Source organism: Sphingomonas sp. BL-S-28 (assembly GCF_055521515.1).
The window spans coordinates 129,967-144,679 of the sequence record NZ_CM145484.1 but is presented as its reverse complement, the minus strand read 5'-3'; the positions used below and the strand labels follow the sequence as shown (position 1 = coordinate 144,679).

Annotated in this window: 15 protein-coding genes; 9 read left to right on the top strand and 6 right to left on the bottom strand. The window is 65.7% G+C overall.

Annotated elements, in window-relative coordinates; translation table 11 throughout:
* Positions 1-109: 109 nt before the first annotated feature.
* Positions 110-1,570 carry a carboxylesterase/lipase family protein gene (locus ACZ1JC_RS09450; protein ID WP_465137101.1) on the top strand — a complete coding sequence of 487 codons (1,461 nt, stop codon included), beginning with the start codon at positions 110-112 and terminating at the stop codon, positions 1,568-1,570.
* Positions 1,571-1,749: 179 nt separating this feature from the next.
* On the opposite strand, the gene ACZ1JC_RS09445 is transcribed toward ACZ1JC_RS09450, so the two are convergent.
* Positions 1,750-3,072, bottom strand: coding sequence for a NupC/NupG family nucleoside CNT transporter (locus ACZ1JC_RS09445; protein ID WP_465137102.1), 1,323 nt, complete (start codon positions 3,070-3,072; stop codon positions 1,750-1,752).
* Positions 3,073-3,174: 102 nt separating this feature from the next.
* Between ACZ1JC_RS09445 and ACZ1JC_RS09440 the strand changes: the two genes are divergently transcribed.
* The 7 genes from ACZ1JC_RS09440 (at position 3,175) to ACZ1JC_RS09410 (ending at position 8,263) form a co-directional block, all read left to right on the top strand.
* Complete coding sequence (locus tag ACZ1JC_RS09440; RefSeq protein WP_465137103.1) at positions 3,175-3,852, top strand: queuosine precursor transporter; 678 nt, start codon at positions 3,175-3,177, stop codon at positions 3,850-3,852.
* Positions 3,853-4,036: 184 nt separating this feature from the next.
* Positions 4,037-4,936 (top strand): acetylglutamate kinase, encoded by a 900-nt coding sequence (argB, locus tag ACZ1JC_RS09435; protein ID WP_465137104.1) that lies wholly within the window; start codon positions 4,037-4,039, stop codon positions 4,934-4,936.
* A gap of 49 nt (positions 4,937-4,985) precedes the next feature.
* Positions 4,986-5,543 (top strand): hypothetical protein, encoded by a 558-nt coding sequence (locus tag ACZ1JC_RS09430; RefSeq protein WP_465137105.1) that lies wholly within the window; start codon positions 4,986-4,988, stop codon positions 5,541-5,543.
* Positions 5,544-5,734: 191 nt separating this feature from the next.
* Positions 5,735-6,028, top strand: coding sequence for a YggT family protein (locus tag ACZ1JC_RS09425; protein ID WP_465137106.1), 294 nt, complete (start codon positions 5,735-5,737; stop codon positions 6,026-6,028).
* A complete protein-coding gene (gene folD, locus ACZ1JC_RS09420; RefSeq protein ID WP_465137107.1) occupies positions 6,028-6,924 on the top strand; it encodes a bifunctional methylenetetrahydrofolate dehydrogenase/methenyltetrahydrofolate cyclohydrolase FolD in 897 nt (298 codons plus the stop codon). The genes ACZ1JC_RS09425 and folD overlap by 1 nt, the downstream gene beginning before the upstream one ends.
* Positions 6,921-7,625, top strand: coding sequence for a hypothetical protein (locus ACZ1JC_RS09415; RefSeq protein WP_465137108.1), 705 nt, complete (start codon positions 6,921-6,923; stop codon positions 7,623-7,625). Before folD ends, ACZ1JC_RS09415 begins: the two co-directional genes overlap by 4 nt.
* Positions 7,626-7,630: 5 nt before the next feature.
* On the top strand, positions 7,631-8,263 hold the full coding sequence (locus ACZ1JC_RS09410; protein WP_465137109.1) for a MarC family protein: 633 nt from the start codon (positions 7,631-7,633) through the stop codon (positions 8,261-8,263).
* A gap of 237 nt (positions 8,264-8,500) precedes the next feature.
* On the opposite strand, the gene wecC is transcribed toward ACZ1JC_RS09410, so the two are convergent.
* From wecC to ACZ1JC_RS09395, 3 genes are all read right to left on the bottom strand, one after another.
* Complete coding sequence (gene wecC, locus ACZ1JC_RS09405) at positions 8,501-9,820, bottom strand: UDP-N-acetyl-D-mannosamine dehydrogenase (RefSeq protein ID WP_465137110.1); 1,320 nt, start codon at positions 9,818-9,820, stop codon at positions 8,501-8,503.
* 252 nt (positions 9,821-10,072) lie between these two features.
* Positions 10,073-11,203: a non-hydrolyzing UDP-N-acetylglucosamine 2-epimerase gene (gene wecB / locus ACZ1JC_RS09400; protein WP_465137111.1), complete on the bottom strand. Its 1,131-nt coding sequence runs from the start codon at positions 11,201-11,203 to the stop codon at positions 10,073-10,075.
* A gap of 44 nt (positions 11,204-11,247) precedes the next feature.
* Entirely contained in the window at positions 11,248-11,724 is a 477-nt protein-coding gene (locus ACZ1JC_RS09395; RefSeq protein WP_465137112.1) for a hypothetical protein, read from the bottom strand.
* A gap of 152 nt (positions 11,725-11,876) precedes the next feature.
* Between ACZ1JC_RS09395 and dcd the strand changes: the two genes are divergently transcribed.
* Positions 11,877-12,431 (top strand): dCTP deaminase, encoded by a 555-nt coding sequence (gene dcd, locus ACZ1JC_RS09390; RefSeq protein ID WP_465137113.1) that lies wholly within the window; start codon positions 11,877-11,879, stop codon positions 12,429-12,431.
* A 178-nt stretch (positions 12,432-12,609) separates the two neighbouring features.
* Here the strand turns inward: dcd and ACZ1JC_RS09385 are convergent, their stop codons facing one another.
* Both ACZ1JC_RS09385 and ACZ1JC_RS09380 read right to left on the bottom strand, forming a co-directional pair.
* A complete protein-coding gene (locus ACZ1JC_RS09385) occupies positions 12,610-13,392 on the bottom strand; it encodes an enoyl-CoA hydratase/isomerase family protein (RefSeq protein ID WP_465137114.1) in 783 nt (260 codons plus the stop codon).
* 1 nt (position 13,393) lies between these two features.
* Positions 13,394-14,665, bottom strand: a complete 1,272-nt coding sequence (locus ACZ1JC_RS09380) for an acetyl-CoA hydrolase/transferase family protein (protein WP_465137115.1) — start codon at positions 14,663-14,665, stop codon at positions 13,394-13,396.
* Positions 14,666-14,713 lie beyond the last annotated feature (48 nt).

Below are 14,713 nucleotides of genomic sequence, written 5' to 3'. Positions count from 1 at the left end.
ACCACGGCGGCGAATTATATGATTTGCCCTCTGGTCTTGTCGCTTGCGGCGGTTACCACTGCCGTAGCGGGCCTTTAGTCATGGTGCGGGCCGCAGGGGGAGTGACGCCGTGACCGAGATCGTGATCGAAACGCGCAGTGGCACGCTGGCCGGTATCGGCGAGGCGGGGCTGACGCGCTTTCTGGGCATACCTTATGCAAGGGCGGGCCGGTTCGAAGCGCCGGAGCCCGCCGCGCCGTGGCAGGGCACCTGCGCGGCGGACAAGTTCGGCCGCCAGTGCCCGCAGCAGTTCGGCGGCAAAGTGCGCCGCGATGTGCTGGAGAGCGAGACGTACGGCGAGGATTGCCTCTACCTCAATGTGTTCCGCCCGGAAGGCGGATCGATCGGACCGAAGCCGATCATGGTCTGGATCCACGGCGGCGCGTTCCTGGCCGGCGGCGCCAATTCCTACGACGCATCGCGGCTGGCGCGGGAGGGTGACATTATCGTCGTCACCATCAACTACCGCATCGGCGTGCTGGGCTTCGTCAACTTCGCCGATGCGCTGGGCATTCCGGCGATCCCGTCCAACATCGGCCTGCGCGACCAGATCGCCGCACTGGAATGGGTGCGCGACAACATTGCGGACTTCGGCGGCGATCCGGGCAAAGTGACGATCTGCGGCCAGTCGGCCGGATCGATGTCGGTCTCGCTGCTGATGCTCTCTCCGCTGGCGCGCGGGCTGTTCCACGGCGCGGTGATGCAGTCGGGCGCGGTGAGCCTGATCCACGACCGCGAACGCTCGATCCGCGACGGCCGCCGTTATGCGGAAGCGCTGAAGCTGGACCAGTCGAGCCTGCAGCGGTTGAGAGCCATGGACATCGCCGAACTGATCGGTGCGCAGGCGACCGTGGGCAAACAGTTGAAGAACGCGATTCCCGCCGCGCCGTGGTACGATGGCGATGTGCTGCCCGCCTCCTTCGATGAGGCGGTAGCGACGCAGACGGCGCCGGTGCCGCTGCTGGCCGGCGCTACGCGGGACGAGGTGCGGCTGTTCGATTTGATGCCCGGCGATATCCTGCCGACCAAGTGGGACGATCTGCAAGGCCTGCTGCGCGACCAGTTCGGACCCGAGCAGACCGCGCGAATCCTGGCGACGTATCCGCGTAACCGGAAGGGGCGCACGGCGCTGGGGTCCGACCTCACTTTCGTGATGCCCACGCGCCACTTTGCGGAACGCCACGCACGCACGAATCCAACGTGGTTCTACCGCTTCGATTATGAGCACCCGCTTGTCGGGGCCGCGCACGGGCTGGACCTGACGGTATTCTGGCCGTTCTCCGGCCTTAAAATGGCGCTGGTGCGCGGCGGGCCGGACAAGGGGCGGCGCGCGGAACTGGGGCAGCGGATGCGCTCTCACGTCGCGCATTTCGTGCGGCATGGCGATCCGGGCGATATCTGGCCGCGCTATGAGGAGACCACGCGCAAGGTGCGCATCTACGATCTGGCCGATAGCTTCGCGGCGAATCCGGAGGCGGAGCGCTACGCGGCGTGGGCCGGCCGCGATGTGGAGCCGGGGCGGGGGAAGTAGGGGGGGGGCGGCTTGAGCGGCGCTGGATACGGCCGCTCAATCCCACCTCGTCATCCCCGCGAAGGCGGGGATCCCGCTTTTCTTGCGGTACACGGTACGTCGCAGAAAGGAAGCGGGGCCCCCGCCTTCGCGGGGGCGACGAGACCTTTAAGCAGGGGGCGTGGGGCCCGGTTAGCCCCTCAGTTCAGCCCCAGAAACAGCCCAGCGAGCGCTGCACTCATCAGGTTGGACAGGCTGCCTGCGCAAAGCGCGCGAAGGCCGAGACGGGCGATGATCGGGCGCTGGTTGGGGGCAAGGCTTCCGGTGACCGCCATCTGGATCGCGATCGATGAGAAGTTGGCGAAGCCGCACAATGCAAACGTCACCACCGCCACGGTGCGCGCCGAAAGCTCCTTCATGTTGCCAAGGTCGATGAAGGCGACGAATTCGTTCAGCACGATCTTGCTGCCGAACAGGCTGCCGGCCTGCATCGCCTCATGCCAGTCGGGCGTGGCAAGCAAGTAGAACACCGGCGCGAAGACATAGCCCAGCAGGCCCTGGAAGGTGACGCCGGCAAAACCGAACAGGCTGGCGATCCAGCCGACCAGACCGTTGGCCAGCGCAATCAGCGCCACGAAGGCCAGCACCATCGCGCCGACCGCCACCGCCAGCTTCACGCCGGTCTGCGCACCTTGCGATGCAGCCATGATGATGTTGGCGGGCTTTTCCTCATCATGCTCGACCGCCTCTGGCTCGTCGATATGCACGCCGGGAAGGTGCGTCACGTCCGCGCGGTTGAGCGCGGCGGCAGCGGCACCGGCGGGGGGCAACGTGCTTTCGTGCACATCCGCCTCTTCGACCACCGGGCGCGGATCGGGCATGATCATCTTCGCCATGAAGATACCGCCCGGCGCCGACATGAAGGCGGCGGCGACCAGGTAATCGATGCGGATGCCCATGGAGGCATAGGCGGCCAGAATCGTGCCGGCCACGCCTGCAAGGCCCACGCTCATCACGCAGAACAGCTGCGAGGGATTGAGCGCCGCCAGATAGGGGCGGATCACCAAGGGCGCCTCGCTCTGGCCCACGAAGATGTTGGACGCAGCGCAAAGGCTTTCCACTTTGCTGATCCCGGTCACCTTCTCCAGCGCGCCGCCGATCCAGCGCACCACCAGCGGCATGATCTTCAGGTAGTAGAGGATCGAGATCAGCGAGGCGAAGAAGATGATCACCGGCAGGGCCGAGATCGCGAAGGAGTGGCCGCCGATCTCCGGGCTGGCCAGCGGGCCGAACAGGAAATCCACGCCGGCATGGGCATAGCCCAGCAGGCTTTCCACGCCCGCCGCGGCGCCGCCCAGCAGATCCTTGCCGAACGGAACATAGAGCACCAGCGCGGCCAGACCGGCCTGCAGCGCGAAGGCCGCCCCCACCACGCGCAGGCGGATCGCCCGGCGATTGGTGGAAAGAAGAAAGGCGGCGGCCATGATGAGAACGATGCCAAACAGGCTGTAGGCGACGTGCATCGTCCCCGGGTCTCCAAAAAACATGCTGAATCTGTGCGCAAACCTAGAGGCGCGCATTCGTGGCGGCTAGTGCAATTGTGCCAAGCCCGTTAGAGCATCGTCATGGAACCGCAAGCCCCGGCAAGCGCGCAGTCGCGCGCGATTCTCATGCCCCGTTCGATGTTCGTCTTCGCCACCCTCTATGGCGGGCTGGTGGTGCTGGCCGGTGTGCTGGGCATCAAGATCGCATCGCTGGGGCACTGGCCGGTGGTGGGCGACTTGGCGGTGGAATCGGGAATCTTCGCATTCCTGCTGCTGGTGGTGCTCTCCAGCGCGGTGGCCGAACTGCACGGCACCGTTGTTGCCAACCGTCTGGTGCGCTTCGGTTTCATCCCGCTGATCGTATCGATGAGCCTGCTGACTTTGGTGATCCACGTGGTGCCGCCCGCACCGTTCTGGCAGGATCAGGAGGCCTATGCCCGCCTGCTGGGTCAGGGCGCGCGGATGCAGTTCGCGGGGCTGGTTTCCTATGGCGTGTCGCAGACGCTGAACGTCATGGTGTTCTCGCGCCTGTCGGCCGGCCGCGAAGGGACCATGCTGATGGTGCGCGCCTGGATTGCCAGCCTGCTGTCGCAAGTGGTCGATACCCTGATCTTCATCACCATTTCGTTCGCCGGCGTGCTGCCGCTGTGGTCGATCATGGAAGGGCAGATCATCTCGAAGGTGCTGCTCTCCACGATCATGGTGCCGCCGTTCATCTGGCTCTTCGTGAAGCTGGGCCGCGCGCTGGATGGCGTTTGACTGAAAATCCGCGACACGCGGATTTTGCGGCACCAGCCCGCTCCCCCACCCGACCGCCCACGAGCGTACCCTGATGGGCGGTCGGGTGGGGGAGCGGGCTGGTGCCGCCAGCCTTCGACGGATGTCGAAGGCGCACCGCAAAAAAGCGGTTTAAAAACTGACGCAGGGGTCTAAAGCGCCACCCATGCCGAATCCGCACGATCCCGCCATGCTCTCGAAGGCCGAGACGCTCGTTGATGCGCTGCCCTACATGCAGCGTTATGCAGGTCGCACGTTCGTCGTGAAATACGGCGGCCATGCCATGGGCGATCCCGAACTGGCGCGAGACTTCGCGGAAGACGTGGTGCTGCTGAAGGCCGTGGGCATCAACCCCGTGGTCGTCCACGGCGGCGGCCCGCAGATCGGCGCCATGCTGAAGACAATGGGTGTCGAATCGCGCTTCGTGGACGGTCTGCGCGTTACCGACAAGGAAACCGCCAAAGTCGCCGAAATGGTGCTCTCGGGCGTGATCAACAAGGAAATCGTCGGCTGGATCGCCGGTGCCGGTGGCAAGGCCATGGGTATTTCCGGCAAGGACGGCGGCCTTGTTACCGCATCCAAGGTGCAGCGTACCGCCAAAGATCCGGACAGCAATATCGAGCGCGTGGTCGACCTCGGCTTCGTGGGCGAACCGGCACGGATCGACACCAGCGTGATCGAGACGATCTCCGCCGCGGGCATGATCCCGGTGATCGCCCCGATCGCCCCCGGTGAAGACGGCCAGACCTACAACATCAATGCGGATACGATGGCGGGCGCCATTGCTGCGGCCCTCGGCGCCGCGCGGCTGTTCCTGTTGACCGATGTGCACGGCGTGCTGGACAAGCAGGGCGAACTGCTGACCGACCTGAAGCCGTCGGACATCAAGGTGCTGCAGGAAGACGGCACGATTTCCGGCGGCATGATCCCCAAGCTGGAAACCTGCGTCCACGCGGTGGAGGCGGGCTGCGAGGCGGCTGTCGTGCTTGACGGGCGTGTTTCGCATGCCATGTTGCTGGAAATATTCACGCAGGAAGGCGCCGGTACGCTAATCCGGGCCGGCTAAAATACCTGCAGCGGGGGGAAATTCCGGCAGAAAGGCCCTTTCGATCACAATGCGTACCAGTTTCCTTCTCGCCCCGGTTCTCTCTGTTTCGGCCCTCGCGCTTGTGCTGGCGGGCTGCACCAAGGAGCCGAGTGCCGAGCCTAGCGGCGCGGCGAGCATGGAAGCGAGCGAGGCGGCGGTTACCGACGATACGCCCAGCGACGATGCCACGGGCGCTGCTGCTGCCGGCGTCGCGGCCAAGCTGGACCTCGATGCGCTGAACGAACGCCGCGATCCGGAACGCCTGCTGCGCTTCTACACCAATGCCCTGCGGGTGGGCGACTGGGCGGACGCCGCGCGCGCCTGGACCCTGGACGCGCAGATGACGCCTGAAACGCTGGCCAAGGAATTCGGCGGCGATGCCGGCCCGAAGATCGCGGTGGGCAAGGGCGATGTCGAAGGCGCCGCAGGTTCGCTCTATTACGAAGCGCCGCTGGTGATCGATTTCGCCGATGGCCGCCCCTCGCGCCGGGGCACCATCGTTCTGCGCCGTGTCAACGATGTGCCGGGGGCCAGCGAGGAACAGCTGAACTGGCGCATCGAGCGTACATCCACGCTGTCGCAATAAGTCCGATCCGATAAGACGCGCGCCGAGCGGGTTTTTCCGACCCGCTTTGGCGCTCATCGATCCCTGTTGCACTGCGATGGACGCGCCCTTGCCCCAGCGCCGTCCATTCGGCTATCAGCACTTCAGAAATTTGCTGGAAAGTCCGCAGCTCGCGGGCATCTTCGCATTCCCACGCATCCAAGGAGCCGGCGTTGCTGTTCCTCACCCTCTACCAGATCATTTCCTACCTGATCAGCATCATCGTCTTCGTGGTGATCGTGCAGTTCGTACTGGGCCTGCTGATCGCGTTCAACGTGGTCAACACCCACAACCAGTTCGTCTCGGCCGTATGGACCGCGCTCAACGCGATCCTGGAGCCGATGCTGCGGCCGATCCGCCGCATCATGCCGAACACCGGCGCGATCGATTTCTCACCGATGGTGCTGATCATCGGCCTGAAGATCCTGCAGATCATTCTCGGCAACGTCGCGCAGGCCTATTACTGATGGCGCAGGCAGATATCATCGACGGCAAGGCCTTTGCCGAGGGCCTGCGCGCCCGCGTAGGCACCGCTGCCGTCGGGTTCGAGGCGCGCACCGGCCGCAAGCCGGGCCTGGCCGTGGTTCTGGTGGGCGAAGACCCGGCCAGCCAGGTCTACGTGCGCAACAAGGGCAAGCAAACGCTGGCCGCCGGCATGAACAGCTTCGAACACAAGCTGCCCGCCGACACCAGCGAGGACGATCTGCTGGCGGTAGTGCGCCAGTTGAACGAAGACCCGAACGTCGACGGTATTCTCGTCCAGCTGCCGCTGCCCGCGCACATGAACGAGCAGAAGGTGATCGCCACGATCAACCCCGACAAGGACGTGGACGGCTTCCACGTCGTCAATGTCGGGCGTCTCGCCACCGGTCTGCCGGGCTTCGTGCCCTGCACGCCGCTGGGCTGCGTGATGCTGCTTAAGGACCGGCTGGGCTCGCTTTCCGGCCTCGACGCCGTGGTGATCGGCCGTTCGAACATCGTCGGCAAGCCGATGGCGCAGCTGCTGATCGCCGAAAGCTGCACCGTCACCGTGGCGCATAGCCGCACCAAGGATCTGCCCGAAGTCGTCCGCCGTGCCGACATCGTGGTGGCCGCCGTCGGCCGTCCCGAAATGGTCAAGGGTGACTGGCTGAAGCCCGGCGCCACCGTGATCGACGTGGGCATCAACCGCGTTCCGGGTGCCGAGGAAGGCAAGACCAAATTGGTCGGCGATGTCGATTTCGCCTCGGCCACCGAAGTGGCCGGTGCGATCACCCCGGTTCCCGGCGGTGTCGGCCCGATGACCATCGCCGTGCTGCTGCGCAACACCATCGTCGCCGCCTACCGCAGTGCCGGTCTGGACTTCGACGAGAGCGCCCTTTGAGCCTCGGCCGGGCTCTCGCCGGAGCGGCGGCGCTGGCACTGGTGGCAACACCGGCGCTTGCACGCCGTCCTGATCGGGCGCCCGGCGTCGGCACCGCCAACCCCAGCGCGCTGATCGCGGCGGAGATCGCGTTCGCCCGCATGGCGCGCGAGAAGGGGCAGTGGACCGCCTTCCGCGAAACCGCCGCCGAAGATGCGGTGATGTTCGTGCCGGAACCGGTCCGCGCGCAGACATGGCTCAGCGGCCGCAAGGATCCACCCGCCGCCGTGCAGTGGCAACCCGCGCAAGTCTGGATGAGCTGCGACGGTACCCTGGGCGTGACCAAGGGCGCGTGGCAGCGGCCTGACGGTTCGGTCGGCTATTTCACGACGATCTGGCAGAAGCGCTGGAAGAAGACCGATTACCGCTGGGTGCTCGATCAGGGCGATACGCTGGCGCAGCCCTTGCCGAACAGCGACATGCTTTCGGCTTCCGTGGCGGACTGTGCGGGCGGAGGCGGCCCGCGCCCCGATACGCAGCGCCCCGAACCTGCCAAGGGCCCGCCCGGCATGACCGGCGAAGGCCGTTCGGACGACGGCACACTGACGTGGTCCTACCGTGTCGCCGCTGACCAGTCCCGCTCGCTCGTCGTCTCGCTGATGAAGAACGGCACCATGACCGAAGTGATGCGCAGCGATGTCGCCGCGCCGAAGGCCCCGTAACCCGCATGTACGAACTCTTTCTCAGCGCCTTCGTCACGCTCTTCGTCGTGATCGACCCGCCCGGCTGCGCGCCGATCTATGCCGGTCTTTCGGCCGAGGCGAACCGATCGCAGGCGATCTCCATGGCCGGCCGCGCCTGCCTGATCGCCACCGCCATCCTCGTCGTCTTCGCGCTGTTCGGCGAGCGACTGCTGCATTCGCTGCACATCGAACTCAACGCCTTCCGCATCGCCGGCGGCATCATGCTGTTCATGATCGCCATCGACATGGTCTTCGAAAAGCGCACCCAGCGCCGCGAGGAACGGGCCGAGAAGATCATCGCCCACAACATGGAAACGCCCGAGGTGGACGACGTTTCGGTGTTCCCGATGGCCATGCCGATGCTGGCGGGACCGGGCTCGATCGCCACGATCATGCTGCTCACTTCGCGCGCGCACGGCATGGAAGAGACGCTGGCCGTGCTCGCCGCGATGATCGCAGTGATGGTGCTCAGCTTCGCCGCGCTGGCCGCCGCAGGCCCGCTGATGCGGGTGCTGGGGGATAAGGTGGAGGCGGTGATTACCCGCCTGCTGGGCGTGCTGCTGGCGGCCCTGGCTGCGCAGTATGTGATCGACGGTGTGAAGGCCGTACTGCTCTGATTGCCGGGCGGGCGTAACGCCCGCCGTCTGCCGCAAACCTCACCAAACATAACCCGTCGTCCCCGCGAAGGCGGGGACCCCGCTTGTTCTTTTAAAGCACGCAGAGACGGGGAGACGCCGAGGGTGCAGAACCGCACGGCGTCTCCGCGTGAACTCACAAAAGCGGGGCCCCCGCCTTCGCGGGGGCGACGAGGATGGATTGAGGTAGGTGGACCGAAGGAAGCCGCCGGCTGGGCCTTACCCGGCCAAAGCCAGCTTCGCCGCTTCTTCCCGCACCACACGCGGCTGATCCGGCCAAATTCCGCGCGTGTCGTAGACCAGCTTGTCCGCACGCTCGGCCAGCGGGACCACGCGGAACACGTCGTGATCGACGAGGACGATCAGGATCTGGCACGTCTCCAGCGCATCGTCGATGTCGATCTGCACCGCGCCGGTATCGGTGAATTCGATGGGAAGCTGCGCCGCGTAGGGCTCCACCACATGGATGCGGCTGCCGAACTTGCGGGCGAGGCGGCTGGTGACGAAGCGGGCCGGGCTCTCGCGGAAATCGTCGATGTTCGCCTTGAAGGCGAGGCCGAGGCAGGCGACTTTCGCCTCCGGATTGGCCTCCACCAGCGCTTCGGCCTTGGCTATCACGTGGTGCATCTTGTGGTCGTTGACGCCGCGCGCGGTGCGGATCAGCGGGGTTTCCTCGGGCGCGCCGTGGACGATGAACCAGGGATCGACGGCGATGCAGTGCCCGCCGACGCCGGGGCCGGGGGTCAGGATGTTCACGCGCGGGTGGCGGTTGGCAAGGCGGATCACCTCCCACACGTCCAGCCCCATGCGGTCTGCCACCATCGACAGTTCGTTGGCGAAGGCGATGTTGACGTCGCGATAGGCGTTTTCGACCAGCTTGGTCATCTCGGCCGAACGGGCATCGGTGGTCACGCATTCGCCGCGCACGAAGCGCTTGTAGAAGGCCAGCGCCTTGCGCGCGCAGCGCGGGGTGATGCCGCCGATCGAGCGATCGTTGTTGGTCAGTTCCTCAAGGATGCGGCCGGGCAGCACACGCTCGGGGCAATAGGCGATCGAGACGTCGGGCGTATCGCGGGTGAGGCCCCCCTTATCACTATAGGGTATTTTGAGGTCCGGGCGCAGCTGCGCGATCAGGTCGCGCAATTGCTCGGTGGTGCCGACCGGAGAGGTCGATTCCAGAATCACCACGTCGCCCGCCTTCAGCACCGGCGCGACCGAGCGGCCAGCGGCGAGGACGTAGGAAATGTCAGGCGCGTGGTTCTTGTCGAACGGCGTCGGCACCGCGATCACGAACACGTCGGCGGGTGCGATCTCGGTCGAGGCCGAGAGCAGCCCGCGTGAGACTACGCCCTGTACAAGGCCGTCGAGATCGACTTCCTCGATATGGATTTCGCCCCGATTGATGGTGTCGACCACCGCCTGCGAGACGTCGAGGCCCAGCACCTTGCACCCGGCGCGGGCGATCACTGCGGCGGTGGGAAGGCCGATATAGCCCAGCCCTACGACGCAGACGTCAGGCGGCGAACCTGTCCGGCTCATTGGGATACTCCGTGATTGGCATTGGAAGTTCGCTGGGTAGGAGCGGCGCGCCGGGCGGGCTGGTTGTCCCGGACAAGCGTCGTGACGCCCCCAGCGAACTTCCAATGCCAACCCCGAAGGGGCGGGCCAATTTTGGCCCATTGCTGCGTTACTCGTCGGTCACAATGGGCAGGCATTGCTCCCTCCTCGTGCCTTGCACTGGGCCAAAATTGGCTCCGTCCCGGAGCATCCCAATGAGCCGGACAGGTTCGTTTATCCGATTTCACTGGCAAGCAACTCCACGATTCGGCGCGAGGAATGCCCGTCCCCGAAGGGGTTGTGGGCCCGCGCCATGGACTCGTATGCCACTCTATCATCCAGCAGGGTTGATAATTCGGTAACGATCGTATCGGCCGAAGTTCCGACCAGTTTCGCGGTTCCGGCCGCCACGCCCTCCGGCCGTTCGGTCGTTTCGCGCATCACCAGCACCGGTTTGCCCAGCGCGGGAGCTTCCTCCTGCACGCCGCCCGAATCGGTCAGCATGATCTCCGCAATGGAGATCAGGCGGGCGAAGTGCGGGTAGTCGAGCGGTTCGATCAGCGCGACATTGTCGAGCCCGGACAGCCGCTCGTTCATCACTTTGCGCACGTTGGGGTTGAGGTGGACGGGGAAGATCACTGCCACATCGGGCCGCGCGGCGATTGCGCGGATGGCCTTGGCGATCTGCTCCATGCCCTCGCCGAAATTCTCGCGCCGGTGGCTGGTGACGCCGATGATCCGCTTGCCGGCGAAACGCGCTTCCAGATCGGCAAGCCCGGCGGCCAGCGCGGGCTGGCGCTCGATTTCGCCGACCACCCAGTGCAGCGCATCGATCACCGTATTGCCGGTGACATGGACGCGCGCGGGGTCGACATTCTCGCGCAGCAGCGCGGCCTCAGAGGTTTCGGTCGGCGCGAAGTGCAGGCTGGCCATGGCGCCGATGATCTTGCGGTTCACTTCCTCGGGCCAGGGGTGGTGGATATTGCCCGAGCGTAGCCCCGCTTCGACATGATCGACCGGCAGCTTGCGATAATAGGCGGCGAGCGCGCCGGCCATGGCGGTGGCGGTATCGCCCTGCACGATCACGCGGTCGGGCTTCACGGCGTCCATGACTTTGCCGAGCCCGGTCAGCAGATTTGCGGTCAGCGCATCCAGCGTCTGATCGGGCTGCATCACGTCCAGATCGTGATCGGGCACGATCCCGGCGATCTCCAGCACCTGATCGAGCATCTGGCGATGCTGCGCGGAGACGCAGACCACGCATTCGAAGCGTGGATCGGCTTTCAGCGCATGGACCAACGGGAAAAGCTTGATGGCTTCGGGCCGGGTGCCGAAGACGAGGAGGATGCGGGCAGGGCGAGTCATGGCGGGGTGGCTATCAGCCTAATGTTAAGCTTGGGATAAAGGGCTTATGCGGCGAGCAGGATCCCATGCGGGTCATCGTCGTTGGCAGAGGTCGGCCGGATGCGTGGACGCCGGCGCGTTCTGGCAGTTCGCAGGCGGGTACGGCGGAACGGCGCGCGCAACAGGCTGGGCACGAACGTGCCCATCGTCCGGATTCGCACTGTGGCCGCCATGATCGCCACGGCCGCCATAGCATCGAGCAGCGTCGAAATCTCGAACGTCATGGCCCAGGTCGTCACTTCCGGCAGCGCCATCGACGAAACGCGCAGACCGTCTCCGCCCAAGAGCCAGACCAGCAGGCTGAAGAACGCGGCAAGGCCCACCGTTAGCAGCATATGCCCGCGCGTTATCCGCGAAAGCCGCCGGGCTAGGGGGATCACCAGCCCGTCATGCCAGATCCGCCCGCGCAGGCTGCTTCGCGGTCCCGTGGCCAATGTGAGCGCGGCGAAAAGGACCAGCATTTTCAAGGCAATCAGAATCACGGGCAAACTCGCAGACGGCAATGTCGATTGCAGCGTGCCCCAATGCACGAGGGCATTGGAAGTTAAATCGGCTCAAGCCTAAATGCCTTGCCCCGTGGACAAATAGAGAGCTGCCCCTTGCCCCACCCCGTACCATCGGGAATGACTGCGGCATGTCTATCCTGAGCGACAAGTGGATCCGCGAGCAGGCGCTCGAACACGGAATGATCGAGCCCTTCGTCGAGGCCCAGCGCCGCGACGGGTGTATCTCCTACGGCCTCTCGTCCTACGGCTACGACGCGCGCGTCGCGCCGGAGTTCAAGATCTTCACCAATGTCGATTCGGCGGTGGTCGATCCCAAGGATTTCGCCGCCAATTCCTTCGTCGATCGCACGACCGACGTCTGCGTGATCCCGCCCAACTCCTTCGCGCTGGCCCGTACGGTGGAATACTTCCGCGTGCCGCGCGACGTGCTGGTGATCTGCCTTGGCAAGAGCACTTATGCCCGCTGCGGCATCATCGTGAACGTCACCCCGCTCGAACCGGGCTGGGAGGGGCACGTGACGCTGGAATTCTCCAACACCACGCCGCTGCCGGCCAAGATCTACGCCAACGAAGGTGCGTGCCAGTTCCTGTTCCTGAAGGGCAACGAGCCCTGCGAGACCAGCTATGCCGACCGCGCGGGCAAGTACATGGGCCAGCTTGGGGTGACCTTGCCGAAGCTTTGAGCTGCGTTCCGTTGGGCGATCGGACCCGACGGCCTCTACCGCACAACAATCCTCGTCATCCCCGCGAAGGCGGGGATCCCGCTTTTCTTGGCGGGCGCGGCGAAAGGATAGCGGGGCCCCCGCTTTCGCGGGGGCGACGGAGTGAGTTTGGGCGGAGCGAGATTACGTCCTCCGCCGCTTACTTACCCGACCACACCGGCTTGCGCTTTTCCGCGAATGCACGCGGGCCTTCTTGCGCATCGGCGCTGTTGTAGGTGTGCTCATGCGTCGCACGCGCGGCCTGCAGCGCGGCGGAGCGGCCCATTTCGGTCGACAGCATCACCGTCTCGCGCGCGGCCTTTACCGAGAGCGGCGCGCCTTCCAGCACTTCCAGTGCCAGTTCGATGGCCGCGTCCAGCACCGCGCCGGGCTCGGCAAGGCGGTTGACGAGGCCGATCTCGTAAGCGCGGCTCGCGGTGATCGGCTTTCCGGTCAGCATGATCTCCATCATGATCCGCTGCGGGATCATGTGGATCAGCGGCGAAGCCCAGGGGCTGCCGCGCCCCACCTTCACTTCGGTAATCGCGAACTTCGCATTGGTGCTGGCGACGCAGAGGTCGCAGGCCTGCGCGATCATCCAGCCGCCGGCGAAGGCGTGGCCGTTGACGGCGGCGATGGTCGGCTTGGTCAGTTCGATGGTGTCGTAGGGCAGCGCGTAAAGGTCGCGCGGCGGCACGGCCATGCCGGTTTCGACCATCTCCTTGAGGTCGCCGCCCGCGCAGAAGGCCTTGTCGCCGCTGCCGGTGAGGATGGCGATGCGGGCAGAGGCGTCGGCCTCGAACGTCGCCCAGGCCTCTCGCAACCCCTCGCGCACTTCGCGGCTGAGGCAATTGCGCTGTTCGGGGCGGTTGATGGTGATGACCGCGATGCCGTCGTCATGGGCATCGTAGATGACGGCCCGGCTTTCTTGCGAACTCGACACTTCAGAAGCCCCTTTTCTCGATCTCATGGGCGGTGCGCGACAGATCCTCGCGGAAGTCGGGATGGGCGATGGCGACCAGTCGCTTCGCGCGTTCGGCCAAGGTCTGACCCTTGAGCTGTGCCGCGCCGTATTCGGTGACGATCACGTCCACCTCGGTCCGCGCGGTGGTGACAGGGCCGGAGAGGGTGGGGACGATCTTGCTCAGCGTGCCGCCCTTGGCGGTGGAGGCCAGCACGATCAGCGAGGCACCGCCCGGCACGCGCGATCCGGCGCGGACGAAATCGACCTGCCCGCCGGTGCCGCCGAGGTAGGTCGCGCCCGATTGCTCGGCATTGACTTGCCCGGTGAGGTCCACTTCCAGCGCGGAGTTGATCGTCACCAGCCGGGTCAACTGGATGATCGGCTTCACGCCGTGGGTGTAGCTGCTGGGCGCCATGCGGATCGCCGGATTGTGCGCGGCCCAGTCATAAAGCCGCCGCGTGCCGATCAGCGCGCCGTTGATCGAGACGCCCCGGTCGATCTCCTTGCGGGCATTGGTCAGCACGCCGGCCTCGGCAAGGTCGACAAGGCCATCGCCCAGCATGCCCGAATGGACGCCAAGGTCCCGGCGGTCGTGCAGCAGGCGCAGGATCGCGTCCGGCACCGCGCCCACGCCGGTTTGCAGCACCGCGCCGTCCCCGATGAATTCGGCGCAGTGGCGGGCAATGGCTTCATCGGTGGGGCCGATCTTCGCGGGAGCCACTTCCACCGGCGCGCGGCTGACTTGGACGGCCACGTCGATCAACGCGGCGGGGATCGTCTCGCCCGGAACGTAGGGCACCTGTTCGTTGACTTCGGCGATCACGAGGCGGGCCTTGTCCACCGCCGCGCGCACGTAGTCGGAGATCAGGCCGCAGCTGTGATTGCCCTGCGCATCGGCCGGGCTGACCTGAATCATCGCCACGTCGCAGGGCATGATCCCGGCCTCGATCAGGCAGGCGATCTGGCTTACGTGGACGGGGATCACGTCCAGCGCATTGGCCTTGGTCATGCTCCGCAGCGCGCCGATGGCGCCCATGCTGGAGAGGCGGAAGGCGCGCGCGCTTTCGGGCGTGAACAGGCCGGAAAAGCTGGTGGCTATGAAAGCGTGGAGGCCGCCGATGGCCTCCCCCTGTTCGATCAGCGCCTGCACCAGCGTGGTCGGCTCGCCGCAGGCCTGGCCGAACACGATGCGGTCACCCGGTTTCAGGAACCGCGAAAGGTCGAGCGTTTCGGGAGTGAGTTTAAGGGTCATGCGCTTTGCCCCTCCCCTTCAGGGGAGGGGTTGGGGTGGGGGGCTTCG

What these genes read in the sequence shown, in the direction of transcription:
- ACZ1JC_RS09410 (WP_465137109.1), top strand. Translation starts at nt 7,631, where the DNA reads ATGTACGAACTCTTTCTCAGCGCCTTCGTCACGCTCTTCGTCGTGATC.
- folD (WP_465137107.1), top strand. Translation starts at nt 6,028, where the DNA reads ATGGCGCAGGCAGATATCATCGACGGCAAGGCCTTTGCCGAGGGCCTG.
- wecB (WP_465137111.1), bottom strand. Translation starts at nt 11,203, where the DNA reads ATGACTCGCCCTGCCCGCATCCTCCTCGTCTTCGGCACCCGGCCCGAA.
- argB (WP_465137104.1), top strand. Translation starts at nt 4,037, where the DNA reads ATGCCGAATCCGCACGATCCCGCCATGCTCTCGAAGGCCGAGACGCTC.
- ACZ1JC_RS09380 (WP_465137115.1), bottom strand. Translation starts at nt 14,665, where the DNA reads ATGACCCTTAAACTCACTCCCGAAACGCTCGACCTTTCGCGGTTCCTG.
- ACZ1JC_RS09445 (WP_465137102.1), bottom strand. Translation starts at nt 3,072, where the DNA reads ATGCACGTCGCCTACAGCCTGTTTGGCATCGTTCTCATCATGGCCGCC.
- dcd (WP_465137113.1), top strand. Translation starts at nt 11,877, where the DNA reads ATGTCTATCCTGAGCGACAAGTGGATCCGCGAGCAGGCGCTCGAACAC.
- ACZ1JC_RS09430 (WP_465137105.1), top strand. Translation starts at nt 4,986, where the DNA reads ATGCGTACCAGTTTCCTTCTCGCCCCGGTTCTCTCTGTTTCGGCCCTC.
- wecC (WP_465137110.1), bottom strand. Translation starts at nt 9,820, where the DNA reads ATGAGCCGGACAGGTTCGCCGCCTGACGTCTGCGTCGTAGGGCTGGGC.
- ACZ1JC_RS09440 (WP_465137103.1), top strand. Translation starts at nt 3,175, where the DNA reads ATGGAACCGCAAGCCCCGGCAAGCGCGCAGTCGCGCGCGATTCTCATG.